This window comes from Pseudomonas sp. MDT1-85 (assembly GCF_054898065.1).
In genome coordinates this window covers 1,114,092-1,128,744 of record NZ_CM142715.1, presented here as the reverse complement: position 1 = coordinate 1,128,744, position 14,653 = coordinate 1,114,092, and the positions used below count along the sequence as shown (strand labels likewise).

Annotated in this window: 4 protein-coding genes; all 4 read left to right on the top strand. The window is 55.6% G+C overall.

What is annotated here, in order from left to right:
* Window positions 1-114 precede the first annotated feature (114 nt).
* The 4 genes from ACYZT2_RS04960 to ACYZT2_RS04945 are packed head-to-tail and all read left to right on the top strand — an operon-like array spanning window position 115 to window position 14,625.
* Entirely contained in the window at window positions 115-3,429 is a 3,315-nt protein-coding gene (locus ACYZT2_RS04960; protein WP_461970620.1) for a Tc toxin subunit A, read from the top strand.
* A 26-nt stretch (window positions 3,430-3,455) separates the two neighbouring features.
* Entirely contained in the window at window positions 3,456-7,325 is a 3,870-nt protein-coding gene (locus ACYZT2_RS04955) for a Tc toxin subunit A-related protein (RefSeq protein ID WP_461970618.1), read from the top strand.
* Window positions 7,322-11,809, top strand: a complete 4,488-nt coding sequence (locus ACYZT2_RS04950) for a SpvB/TcaC N-terminal domain-containing protein (protein WP_461970616.1) — start codon at window positions 7,322-7,324, stop codon at window positions 11,807-11,809. The genes ACYZT2_RS04955 and ACYZT2_RS04950 overlap by 4 nt, the downstream gene beginning before the upstream one ends.
* On the top strand, window positions 11,806-14,625 hold the full coding sequence (locus ACYZT2_RS04945; protein WP_461970614.1) for an RHS repeat domain-containing protein: 2,820 nt from the start codon (window positions 11,806-11,808) through the stop codon (window positions 14,623-14,625). Before ACYZT2_RS04950 ends, ACYZT2_RS04945 begins: the two co-directional genes overlap by 4 nt.
* Window positions 14,626-14,653 lie beyond the last annotated feature (28 nt).

Sequence of the window (14,653 nt, the reverse complement as noted above, 5' to 3'; positions counted from 1 at the left end):
CCCTTCCCCAGCCAAGCGGCGAAAATTCTGGCCTCCGCTCCATGGAGTGGCTGACAGCGCTCCCCCCATGCCACGTCGTAGTGTCGTCAGCTCCACCAAAGGGGACTCATCGACATGGACGACAATCAATTACTCAAGACACTGATCGAGGCCTCCAGCCCCGTACAGAAAACGGCAGAGCTTGAAAAGTTTTATAAAGACACCCTTAAGCTCACCTCGGTGTTCGATATCACCCGGCTCACCGAAGCCGAATTCAAGGACCGCTTTAATTGCGCAATCCAAAACGACAACGCGCTCAAAGATCACGCGTCCGGCATTGACACCGGAGCGTTCTACGACAACGTCAAATGCCTCGCCGCCCAGATCAGCCACCTGTATCGGGAGCAGCAAACTTCAGACGGAAACGTACAGCACCAGTGGCACCCTCCAGGCATTCGCGCTATCGAGAATCAAGGCCCCACTTACACCAATCTGTTCAAGGAGAATTGGGACGATGCCTGCAAGGTCGACTCGATCGCCGCCATCGACTCACCGGTCGCCTACCTCAGAGCGCTGTACCTGTTTGCCCTGCAACTGGAGTCCAGCACCTCGGTATCGGCGCCTGAAAAAGACAACCGAATCCTGTTGGGCAAACGGCGTCCCGATCTGGCAAAGATCTCGATTGATCAGCAAAGCACTTTCACTGCGCAACCGTTGCTCAAGATTGTCAACGACATTCTGGACAAAAGTATTCAAGCAGGGCTGGAGTCCACCGACGACAAAGGCAAATCGACCTATGAAGTGCTGGCGCAAACGCGCTACCCCTTCGCCCTTCCGTATGAGTTTTTCCACCATCAGTGCCTGTTGGGCCTTGGCGCAAAAAAAACAGCGCTGGGAGAGCTGAACTACCTCGTCAGCGACAATCTTCCTGTCACCCAGAGCGTCAATACGCTCTATGGCAGTGTGCTGAGCGCCTCCTCTGTTGAAGCTCAAATGCTGATGTCCGGGCTTGGCCCCAAACGGCAGGCACTGCTGACAGATACGGCGAACGCTAATCTCACCGCCGAGGAAAAGAACTACTGGAAAGACACCTACGGCACCGCGTCTACTTCCGACCTGAAGAAAATAAACATCTTTCTGGAGCGAACCGAACTTAAAGCCGAACAAATGGAGGCACTGCTGGCGCAAGGCAAATATGCACCACGCACATCGCCTCACTACTCATTGCCGGCGCCTTATTCCCAGCCCTATGGAGCCCGTTACGTAAACGGTTCTGTCGCAGACAACGCCAGCATCATGTTTCTGGACAGAGGCGAAAGGCCCGGGGAAATCATTAACGCGACCGCGGAACGACTCGAACGCTTGCATCGAATGATCCGCCTTCAACGCTGGCTCGATATCCCGTTCACCGAACTGGACACGCTGATCTGCAGCGCTTTTGAATCGCAACGGCCGCTCAATACATCGATGCAACTCGATCGCCATGTCATGCGTGCCCTCGGGGTCTATCACTTTCTGAACCGCCGGTACTGCCTCACGGCCGAGGAGTTCGGGGCGCTGCTGCACCAGATATCACCCTATGCCTGCGGCGATCACACCGCCCTGTTTGATCAGCTATTCAACCAGGCCCGGCTGTTCGATACACCATTGAAACTCGATGGTCGCACCTTCAAGGCGGATAACTCGGACCCTGTCTCGCACACCATTCTCCAGCACTTGAGCGCCTGCCTTGGCCTGCCTTTGACCGAGGACTCGCTCTTGCTGGTCGTCAAAAACACGGAGAAATTCCTTGGTTCGCTCAAATGTGACTTGCGCACGTTATCGTCGATTTACCGCCAGGCACGCATTGCCCGAATGTTCGGCCTTTCGGTTGCCGAAAGTTCCACGCTGGCAAGTTTGCTGGGCGGGGAATCCGTTTTAAGTTGCCTGGCGAGTGGCGACTCAGGTATGCGCCGCCTTCGAATAAAAGCCAGCAAGGACGTTGAAAATGCCGAGCTGACCGTACGCTTTCGACTGACAGCACAACGTGATGCGCAAAATCCTGACCTGCTTAGCGGGTCAACCCTGCGGATGAACACGTCACGATTCGCCAACAAAGACATAATCAATGAGTTCCGCGTCCTGATGACCCCGACTCAAGCCGGGGATCTCCCCTTTATCAGCATCAGCCAGATCCCGACCGTCAGCGCAAATGAAGAAACGTCTCTGGAAGAGGCTGTCATCCAATTCAAGGGTGGCACCCTTGATGAACTCCTGCGCCGAAAATCTCAGCTTGCACTGCTGATCACAACACGGCGCGATAACAGCGACATAACGACTACCTACCCGATTGTCACCCTGACAGAAGAGCAACCCCAGGGACTTGATGCATTCAACCTGCTCGATGTGCTGATGCAAATGGACTGGATTACCCGCTGGATCAAGGAATCGGTCTACGACATCCCCAAACTGCAACAACTTCTTGAACCGACGAGCGGCAACGATCATGCCTCGGGAGATTTGCAGCAGCACCTCACCAAACTGCGCGCCGAAACGCTCCAGTGCGCAGTAACACCACAAGAGTTGGCAGCATTGTCATTGCCGGAAAAAATTAGCTGGCGCACGAAGCTGGCTCGAACCCTGCTCGATACAACAGGTTTGGTGAAAGATTTCGCATCAGCAATCAATGACGATGTTCCACAGAAGCTGGCCGCAGAGCTGGACAACGTAGTCGATGTGTTAACGCTGGATGCCAATTCCGGTAGAAACCTGGAGCTCCAAGCCGACTGCAAGCAGAAACTCAAACGCCTTCTACTACTGGCCCATGATCGACAGCAGCATCTGATCGAGAAGTTTTTGCAGGAAACCACCCTGCTGCCCATGAATTGTGCAAAGGGGGTGTTGGTATGGGCGCAAACCTCTGTACACCAAATCCTCGTCGCTGCTCTGCAAACAGAAGATTCACTCAACCTTCACAAGATACTGCGTCCGGTTTTGCGCCACGCCGAGGCCGCTGTCCGGTTGCAATTGAGCAACAGGGCTTTGCGCGTGTTCCTGCACCGCCCGCACTTGCTGGATAAGCCGAACACAGCACTGACACTGACGCTCAGCAGCCTGTACCTGCTCGATCGTTTCAACCATTGCAGGGTGACCTACAAGCAGACAGAAGAAAGCCTTCTGAGCTACCTGGAATTCGCCAACGACTCCGCTTCCACAACTCCCGCCATCAATGACCGCCTGGCCCAGCTACTGAACTGGACGACGACTGAGGTCACCGTACTGACCGCGCGGCTGGATCTTGCGAAGGCCCGAACAATGAAGGACATCGATGGGGTCATGCGTTACCACAAAACCTGCAAAGCCACAGGGCTTAGCGCAGCCGCCCTGCTCAATGCCACGGCGCTCAACAACCAGAGCCCGGCCACGGCCTGGAAAACAGTCGGTGAAGCGGTCATGGCGACCAGTCACTGATCCCACTACATGCTCAAGGAATGAACATGTCTGCAACCATTGAAAAACAATTGAACGAAAGCTTGCGTGATGCGCAGCTCGGGCTCTATCTGTCAGCGATCGTTCCTCAAGACGAGACACTGAAAGCCCTGAAAATCGCAGAGCACCTCAAGACGGCCAATGACCTGTATCACTACTGGCTGCTCGACGTGCTGGTCTCCCAGGAGGTGCCCACCACCCCGGTGGCTTGCGCCACTGCCAGCCTGCAGCAATACATCAACAGCATTCTGACCAACATGGAACCGGGATATCACACGGCGCAGATTCCGTCCGGTCAGGTCGAAACCTGGCGCACCGTCATGCATCACTATCCGACTTGGGTAACCAATCAGCGGTTGCATTATTTCCCTGCAGCCTATCTTGACCCGACCCTTCGCAAGACAAAAACCGACAGTTTTCAGCAACTGGAAAACGACATCAACCAGAACCAACTGACAACCGAGTCGGTTCAAACTGCGGTACAGGCCTATCTGGCAAGGCTTGAAGAAGTGGCCAATCTGACCACGATCAATGGCTATATCGACGGGGATGATTTTGCCAACAGCACTTATTACTTCATCGCCAAATCCACCATCACCAACACCTACTACTGGCGTTCGCTGGACATGGCGTGCCGCCCTTCGGTCTCAGGTGTTTCCCGCGCTAAATACGATGCCCCCGAACCACAGGCCTGGTCGGACTGGAAACGCGCCAACCTGCCGATCTCCGAAAGCGCCATCGAACACACTATTCGCCCGGTCGTGTTCAACAATCGCCTGTACGTGATTTGGGCCGAATGCATCTTCCAGGACAAGGCGGCTGTAACCAAGTCAGCGCAGAGCCAAAACGACAGAATCAACCCGCTGTTCCGTTTGAACCTCTGCTACAAAAAATATGACGAAAGCTGGAGCACACCGCAGACTTGCCTGCAGGGTTACGGTTCGCACGATTTGCTTCACGACCTGACCTCGAGCCGGCTCAGGGAAAAAACACGAACCATTGCCATTCATGAAAAGTCGGGGGCTACGGATTCACTTTTCATTGCACTCTATGTTGATGGCGAGCACGACCAAGAGAAGTCCGGTTTGTCTCTCCTGGTTTCGATGTCAGCCCATATAGATAAAGACTCGAAAACCACGCAAGAGCTTAACCTCACACCCTATGACTTGAACAAATCAAAAGCCTCGGATACGTCACAGTTTGCATTAGTGCGAAACAGGTTTTCCGGCACGGAAAAGAAACTTCAATTCAAGTACTCGACCACAGAAAAGACACTGTCCCCACCCAAAATCAGCTCACGTCAGGACACGGCCTCAGGCACGGCAGAGTTCATCGACTTTGCAGTTTCAACAATTGAATTCAGTGACGACAGAAACAGTTCGGACGGGAAGCGTGCGCCCATCCGAATGAACATCACGTTCGCCAAACACTTGATCGAGCGCGCCGAATCGAGCATGGACGCGTTGCTGAGCTGGGATTCTCAGCACTTGCCGGAGCCATCTTTAAAAGAAGGAGGCGCGACAGAACCAGTGGATTTCTACGGCGCCTATGGTCGCTACTTTGTCGAGTTGTTCTTGTACCTTCCATGGCTGGTAGCGCACCGCTTCAAGGCTGAGCGCCAATACAGCGAAGCCGAACGCTGGCTACATTACCTGTTCAATCCCGGCCGCAAAAAGGTCACTGACATGAACCCCGACTACTGGAATGCGGTGCCATTGATCAGCTCCACCATTCCAGCCCCCGGTCAAACCACCTACGCCATCCAGGGCCCACAAGATCCGCATCAAATTGCCCTCAGTCATCCGGTCCACTTTCGCAAAGCGTTATACCTGCTCCATGTCGATATTCTGCTCAACCGCGGTGACACGGCGTTCCGAACGCTAACCCCAGAGGGCCTGACGGAAGCGAAATCATGGTACATCCGCGCCCTGGACCTGATGGGCCCCCGTCCGGACCTCAAACAAACCGATCCCTGGACGACTGTCCCGCTGGAAAATTTCAGTGGCGATACCAACGAGGGACTGCGAACGTTTGAACAACTACTTGGCAAAGACAAAAAACACCAATCCGCTTCCTCCGCAGTAGTACCGCAAATATGTGTGCGTCCTTATGCGTCCCCTCCCTCGGTCCATGCCATTGATACCCCCCATTTGCGTTTACCGTTCAACCCGGTACTGATCGCGCGCTGGGAGAAACTGGAAAGCCGTCTGCATAACCTCAGAAACAACCTCGACCTTGTCGGCCGCCCATTGCATCTTCCACTCTTCGCTGCCCCCGCAGCACCCGGCGACCTGCTCGGCCCCAGCCCCCAACGTGCCGCTGAGCCCGGCATTGCCCAGCGCCAAGGCTCAGAGATCCCACCTTATCGTTTCAGTACTCTGCACGCCTATGCCATGAGCGCGGTAGACGCAGTGATTCAGTTCGGCACAACACTACTGTCGTTCATCGAACGCAGCGAGCAGGCCAGTTATCAGGAGCTTCAACAGCATCATCTTTGGGATATCGCCAACATTGCGGTCGATCTGCAAACCCAGGCCCTGAAGGTCGACCAGAAAACCCGAGACGCATTGCTTGCCAGTAAAGCTATTATCGAAGGTCGGCGCGATTATTACAGTCAGCTGGTCAATGAGGTTATCAATCCGGAAGAAGTGGCGGCTGCCGCTTCGCACTTGACGGGGCGTATCGCTGAAGCAGGCGCTTACGCGGCACAGGCATTCGGTCAAGGCCTGAAAGTCGTGCCCAACATTTTTGGCTTGGCAGACGGTGGTCATCGCCTGGAGGGTGTGCCCTTCGCCATGATGGCCGGGGCTCAAGGCCTGGCCGCCGCAGCCCATGGCGCTGGCGAAGCCCTCGAACGTGTCGCGCAGTACCGTCGCCGCCATCAGGACTGGACGCTCGCCCGCGACCAGGCAAAACTCGAGATCGAACAGATTGACGCACAACTGGCGCTGGAGGTCGAAAGAGAGACCGCCTCGCGACTGCTGTTACGACAGACTCAAACCTCCCTGACGCAAGCCCGGGCTTCCTACGACTTTCTCAGCAAGCGCTTCACCAACTCGCAGCTTTACCAGTGGTTCACTTATCAGCTATCCACCTTCTATTACCAGGTGTATGACTCAACCTTCTCGCTGTGCCAGGCCACCGAACTGAGTTGGCGCTACGAGATGGCCGACAACACCACACAGCCGTTCTTCCTGCATCAGACCTGGAACAGCACCTATCGTGGGCTCGGACCTGGCGAGCGGATGAAGTTGAGTTTGCTCAAGATGAAGAACGCTTATCTTCTGGGCAACGAACGCGAGCTGGAAATCCGCAAGACCGTGTCGTTGCGTCAGCTTAAGGCGAAGGAGGAGATCAATGACACGCCCCCGACATCAATCAATAAAGCCTGGGAAGATACGCCCGGAGCAAACGGCATGGCGACAACCGACGGGATCAAGTCGGAGCTTGTAAAGACCGGCTCATGCGAGTTTGAACTGACGCAGTCCCTGTTCGACAACGATTACCCCGGCCACTGTCTGCGCCGGATCAAGAGCATCAGCATTTCCCTGCCGGCCGTCCTGAGCCCTTATGAAGACATCCGTGCCACGCTGACCCAGACGGGTAGCGAAGTCGTCATGCCGGGCACCGACACCCCCCCCATTAAAAGCCTGCGGGCCAATCAGCAAATCGCGCTCTCGACGGGCGTCGACGATAACGGCCTGTTCACCCTGAGCTTCCAGGACGAACGTTACCTGCCTTTCGAATACACGGGCGCGATTTCGAAGTGGAAGCTGTCGTTTCCCAATCATGCCGCTCAAAAGTCCATGCTCGAATCACTCACCGACATCATCGTGCACGTGAGCTACACGGCCAGAGCAGGCGGAGGTTCGCAATGAGTGAACAAACCGCATTGCCTGTTATCGCGCCATCACTGCCCAAGGGTGGCGGTGCCATTCAGAGCATTGGCAAAGGCTGGGGCGCCATCGGTGCCCACGGCGCAGCCTCTTATGAGATTGCCCTGCCGATTTCACCGGGTCGCGGCTTTGCACCCTCCTTGTCACTCAGTTACGGCAGTTCGGTCGGCAACAGTGTGTTTGGCATCGGCTGGGGGATGTCATTACCCACCGTTGCGCGACATACCAGCAAGGGTGTACCGGCCTATGCCGAGGATGATGAGATTGTCGGCCCCAGTGGGGTTGTGTGGCTGCCCGAGCGCGATTCAAAAGGCGTCATCACCTCAACCCACATCGATCGTTACAACGAACTGGAACTGGGTACAACCTATACGGTCACGCGCCACTTTCCGAGAATCGAAAGCAGCTTCGACCGAATTGAACATTGGTTGTCGGAGAGTGACAAACCGGGTTTCTGGCTGGTGCACGGTGCCGATGGCAGCCTTCACGTGTTCGGAAAGAACCCCGCATCGCGTCGAGCAGATCCCCAGGACACTAGCCGTGTAGGCGAATGGTTGCTGGAGGAGAGTCTGAATGCGCACGGTGAGCACATCCTTTACCAATACAAGTCGCACGCAACAGCCCAGCGCTACTTGAGCCGCGTGAGCTACGGCAATTTCAACGCCGATGCGCACCTTTACTTATGGAACACAGATCGGCTGAAGTCTGTGCAATGGCATTTCGAATTGGTGTTCGACTATGGCGAACGGAGTACGGCATACGAACAGAAACCACTCTATGAAGGCCAACAGTGGCCAGCCCGTAGCGACGCGTTTTCCAGCTTCGCCTACGGGTTTGAATTACGTACCGAACGCCTGTGCCGCCAAGTCCTGATGTTCCACCGTTTTCCCGTTGAATTGGGTGCCGACCCCGTTCTGGTGCGACGCTTGCTACTCGATTATCGCCAGACGCCCCTGGGTTATCACCACCTGAGCGCGGCCCATGACCAGGCGTTCGGCGACTCGCTGAGCGCCGATAACCGTCCCCCCATTGAGTTCAGCTACAGCGAGTTCAAGCTCCTGCCTGATACCCACACCTGGCAGCGTTTTCAGAACATGCCGGGACTCAACGACGGCCAAGGTTATCAACTGGTGGATTTGTACGGCGAAGGCCTGCCGGGCGTGCTCTATCGAGGTGATACAGGCTGGCATTACCGCGAACCCATGCGAGCCAAAGCCAAAAGCAATGAAGTGGCTTACGATCAGTGGCGAGCGTTACCCAGGATCCCCATTGCTGACTCTGCAAAACCGCTGCGCCAATCAATGTGCGATCTCACGGGCGACGGGCGGTTGGACTGGATCATTGCTCAGCCAGGGTTGAATGGTTTTTTCTCCCTCGGCCCCGACCGGGAGTGGTCGGATTTCGCCACGTTCAATGTGTTCCCGATGGAGTTTTTCAATCCGCAAGGGCATCTGGCCGACCTGATGGGCGAAGGGCTCAGCGATCTGATGCTGATAGGCCCGCGCAGTGTTCGCTTATACGCCAATCAACGAGAACAAGGTTTTTCAGCTGCCCGTGACGTGGGTCGTAAAAAGGACGAAGACGCCCTTCCTTTACTCACGTCTTCGCCCACCGAACTGGTGGCCTTTAGCGATATCCTGGGCAGTGGTCAGCAGCATCTGGTGCGCATTCGTCACAACGAGGTGAAGTGCTGGCCAAACCTGGGTCGTGGACGTTTCGGTAAAGGCATTGTGCTGGGCAATCCTTCCTTCGCATACGAAACATTCGACGCCTCGCGTATCCGTCTGGCGGATCTGGACGGCTCTGGCGCCGCCGACCTGATCTATCTGGAAGCGGATCAGGCGCTGATATTCATGAACCGCTTTGGCAATGGTTTCGATCCTTGCGTTCCCCTGCCCTGGCCGGAAGGTGTGCGCTACGACCGTTTCTGTCAGGTAAGCATCGCCGATCTACAAGGGTTCGGTTGTTCGAGTCTTATTCTGAGTGTGCCGCACATGACATCCCGTCATTGGCGCTACGACTTCGTCCACGCAAAACCGTATCTACTCACCGGTACCAATAACAATATGGGCGCCGCAGGCAGTATCAGCTACCGCAGTTCAGCGCAGGAATGGCTGGATGAAAAAGCGGAGAAAATCAAAGCCGACAAGCCCCGCACCTGCTATGTGCCAGTGGCCCTGCATCTGGTATCGAAACAGACCCAGGTCGACGAGATCACCGGCAATCGACTGACCCAGAGTTTCTCCTATCGCCAAGGCTACTACGACGGCATCGAGCGGGAATTTCGCGGCTTCGGACTATTGCTGCAAACCGACAGTGAAACCAACCCCGGCAACGCCGATTCGCAAGGCTTCACCACGCCACGCCTGACAAAGAGCTGGTTCCACACCGGGCAAGCGGTTGACCTGCCCCGCACCGGTTATCACAACGCTGATAAAAAAACCGTGGCGCTGTGCAAGGCATTGCTTTGCCAATACCAGCCAGAGCTCAAGAACGACACGTGCTTCATATCCCCAGACACGGCAACAACCCTCGAGATGGCTCGCGCCCTGAGTGGTCATTTATTGCGTAGCGAGATCCTCGGAATCGATAAGCGCCTGAAAACCAGAACGCTTTATTCAGTTCAGGAAAACCGCTATCAGATCCGTTTGCTACAAACGCCTGAAGGCAATCGACGCTATGCCCGAATGTTGCCGCTGCTGCTGGAAACCATCCGTTATCAGTACGAAGGCATTGCCGATGATCCGCAATGCCAACACACCCTCAATCTGCAGCACGACCTGTACGGCGCACTGACCCACAGCGTGAACGTCCACTACGCCCGACGCAAAACCGGCAGCGATACCCCGCCGTTCAGCGATGCCGACCAGCAACAATGGTGGCGCGATGCTCATGATCCGGCGCAACAGTTCTATTACCTGAACGAAACCCGCGCCGAGTTCATCCATCTGCAAACGCCTCAAGGATGGCGACTGGGTCTACCTTATCGCCAGCGGGTCAATGCGTTGAAACGCCCCAAGACACCCGAGGCCGGTGGGCTGGCCACAAAGGACATGACTTACGAAACGCTCATCGAACTCGTCAAGGAAACTGCCTGGGCGACCCAGAGCGTTCTGACCGGCCTGTCCGTGCAACGCTACAAGAACACTTCAACCGCAGAAACCCTGCCGGACGGCGTCGCTCACTTCGAAGCCTTGGCCGACCATCTGGAAACCGCCGAGTTCGACGAAACAGCCCTGAAAGCCTTCGATGTATTGCCGCAAGCATCTCGCCCCAAGGGAAAACTGCTCGAGCGAACTGGCTATCACCGCATGACCGATTTTCTCCCCGTGACCACACCGCCCAGAAAACTCTGGTCAGTCAAAAGTGGCTTCGCGACCTATGCCAAACCGGAGGGTTTTTACAAAACTCAGACCCTGCAATCGAGCAAAAGCCATGGTGTGACCGAGATCAGCTACGACAACAATCATTGCTTTATCACCGCGCTCAAACTGCCCGATGGCTGTGTCATCAACGCTATCTACGATTACCGCTCGCTTGCACCCCGACGAATCACCGATCCGAACGGGAACATTCAAGAAGGCCTCTACGACAATTTTGGCCAGATACTGGCTAGCAGTTTTTATCGCAGCAAGGGCAGCACGTTTATGGGTTTCAAGCCGATTAGCGAGTACGAACGCCCGGAGCTCGCCAGCCCATCCGATGCAATTGAAGACGGGCAAAAAGCTCTGAAAAACGCCGCTAGCGCTACCTTCCATGCACCGTTTAGCTGGATGGGACGCGTCTCGGACGCTGCATTAAAGGATGTCGGCTGGCTGACGCGTTGCGTTGCCAAGGGGGACTTATTGCCCGGCGGATTTATTTGCGCTCGGACCCGAAGGCGCCTGATGGACATCGAGATGCGCTCCGTCGACGAGACGATACTGAAGACCGAAATCGACCTATCACCCCGTGAGCCGGTGCATGTCGCGGCTCTGGTCGCCGACCGTTACCACGATGACGACCAGAAACAGATCCGCATCGCCATTACCTGCTTCGATGGTTTCGGTCGAACGCTGCAAAGCAAGCAACAGGTCGAGTCAGGTATGGCCTACGTCGTCAACACCAAGGGAGAACTGACGCTCAAGGACGGAAAACCACAGGAGCAGACCGCAGCAAAACGTTGGCGTATCAGCGAACGGGTGGAATACAACAACAAGGGATTGGCGATCCGAATCTACCGTCCTTACTTCGCCGATCAGCATCGTTACATTGATGACGCGTCCCTGCGCGCTAACGGCTGCCACGACGAGCAGTTTTACGATCCGTTGGGGCGGCTTGTCTGCACGCGTCTAGCCAAACAAAACGGCGTGTCACCTATGCGCCGATACACCCGTCACCCCTGGTATACCGTGTACGAAGACGAGAACGACACCCTGGAAGAGGCCATGTCCAAACAGGCCACCACAACAGGAGGTGAAGCATGAGCGTACACAACAAGACCCCGACGATCACCGCCATCGACAGTCGTGGACTGCCCGTGCGACAAATTGCCTATTGCCGACGCAATGCCGGTGACATTTGCCAGGCTCGGATCAGCAGCCAAAGCCATGACCTTTCGGGACACCTGGTGGCACAAAGGGATCCGCGGCTGTTCGGCAAGCTTGCGAAGGCCAATCTGCTGACCTGCTACACGCTGTCGGGCAAGCCATTGCTGACAGACAGTGTTGACGCCGGTTGGCGCGTGAATCTTCCAGGGGAGGCCGGGCAGATACTGCGCATCTGGGATCAGCGAGGCAATCATTGGCAAACGACTTTCGACAATCAATTACGGCCAGTCACGATCAAGGAAGAGTCTGCGGGACAACCGGCACGTATCGTCGAGCGCTTCAGCTACGGCGACAACTCGGCAGACTCGGCCGCGCTCAATCGATGCGGTCTGCTGATCCGCCACGACGACGAAGCAGGCACCCTGTTCATCGACGAATACGCCCTCGCGGGCAAGCCTTCACGTCAGACACGCCACTTTCTGTTGAACACCGAACCTGTGGACTGGCCGGTAGAGGAATACAGTCGGGATCTGTTACGGGAAACAGGCGACGGCTACAAAACCGCCTGGCATTACGACGCAACGGGTACGGTGATCCGGGAGGAGAGTGCCGGTTGCCACCAACAGCGCTTTGCCTTCGACGTCGCTGGTCAGCTCAAAACCGCGGGCCTGAAACTCAAAGGCGCCGAGATCGAAAATGTCCTGGTGAAAGATTTCGTTTACAACGCCGCGGGCCAGATTGAATCGCAGACCAGCGGCAACAACGTCATCAGCCGTGCGACATTCGATCCAGCCAACGGCCGCATGACCTCGCTGACCGCATCCGTATCGGGCAAAACCTTGCAAGCGCAGCACTACAGCCATGACGCGGTGGGCAATGTGACGAAAATCGAGGACAAAGCCCAAGCGGTACAGTTCGCCAGCAATCAAAAGATTGAGGCCGTCAGCACCTTCACCTATGACAGCCTCTACCAATTGACCAGTGCAAGCGGGAGGGAAGCAGCCGGCACAAGTACTGCGCCATACATACCGTCTCTCGGCAGAATTCCCGACAACGCCCGACAACTGTTCAACTACACCCAGCACTACACATACGACGCTGGCAGCAACCTGACCGAGTTACGCCATGTGCGTGATCGCAACAACTACACCCGAACCTTCAATGTGGCAAACGTCAGCAATCGGCTTATGTCATGGCGTCAGGGCAGCGAGTCGCAAGACACTGCAATCACCTGTGATCCCAACGGTAATTCGCTCGCCTTGCAATCCGGACAGTCGTTGCAATGGAATGCCCGCAACCAACTGACCGGCGTGGTGTTGGTCAAGCGTGAAGGCGCCCCCGATGACCATGAGCGTTATTGCTATGACAGCAGCGGTCAGCGCCTGCGAAAAAAGACGATCACCCAGAGTGCATCGGTTACTCACACTCAGGAAGTCCGTTACTTGCCAGGACTTGAAACTCATACGCGAGCGAAGGAGCACCTGGAAGTCATTACCGTGCGAGTCGGTCGTGGCAGCGTCCGTTGCCTGCACTGGATCGCGGGTCAACCGTCGGGAATACCTGAGGATCAATTGCGCTACAGCCTCGACGATCATCTGGGTTCAAGTTCTCTGGAACTTGACGCCAACGCTGACCTGATCAGTCAGGAGAGTTACTTCCCGTTTGGCGGAACGGCTTGGGCAGCCTCTCGTTCGGAGGTGGAAGCCGATTACCGGGCCATTCGATATTCCGGCAAGGAGCGTGATGCCAGTGGCCTCTATTACTATGGGCAAAGGTATTACGCACCGTGGTTGCAGCGCTGGATCAATCCCGACCCGGCGGGGGTGGTTGACGGGTTGAACCTGTATGGCATGGTGGGAAACAATCCAATGCGTTACACCGACAAACACGGTCACAACAAGGAGGAACTCGACATCAAGGAAGAGATAGCCGCCTATCCAGGCATTCTGTCCGAGGTGCGCAAAAGAGTCGGTTTGTTGAACCACCATATCTACAACAGCATGAGCAATAAGGACATCACCAGACAACTGTTCCAAATTTACGGCTACAACGCAGCGCGTCACTTGCTTAGCGTCGGAGCCGGCATACTGGCTTCACCTGGCGGCCCTGTTGCAGTGGTAGGGGCCATGACTGGCACGTCGTTAACAGTTGATGCGATCGCAGGGAAAGTTGGACCTGCACAGCATTTGGCCGTAGCGATGTACCCGCAAACCAGTCGGTTGGCCCCCGACGAAATTGAACATGAGGGACGGACAGGTTTATTTGAGGTAACGACAAAGTCGCGCAAAGCGATCAAAGATCTGGATCCTCGCAATCCCACCGGACAGAAAAAACTGTCGCTCATGATAACCAGCTTTATCCTGACAAAAGTCGCCGCTGTTAAAGGGGCCTGGATTCCCAATTTCGAAGCGTCCACTCAGGCAACCAAAGCCATCAACGGCATTCCTTCACAAAAAATCCAGTGTCTGAACAACGCACTGATTGAGCTTGATGGCTATCTGGAGAACGATTCCCGCGCCATCAATGACGCGTTTGATCAGTTGGGTATGGAAGAGATAGAACCGGGCGGACTGAAAGGTGGAATCAACCGGGTAAAGAACTCGATTACCAATCGAATGGGTGTTGAAAGTTCAAATCCGTTAAGCCGCACAGTAATGCAACGCGAAATAGGCATGACACGAGCCACGATACTTCGAGGGAGAGAGCTCTTGTATCGGCTTAACGAGTACAACAAATCCCTGGGCAGGATGTGAGTGAAATCATCCAGCGAGGTTTATCCAA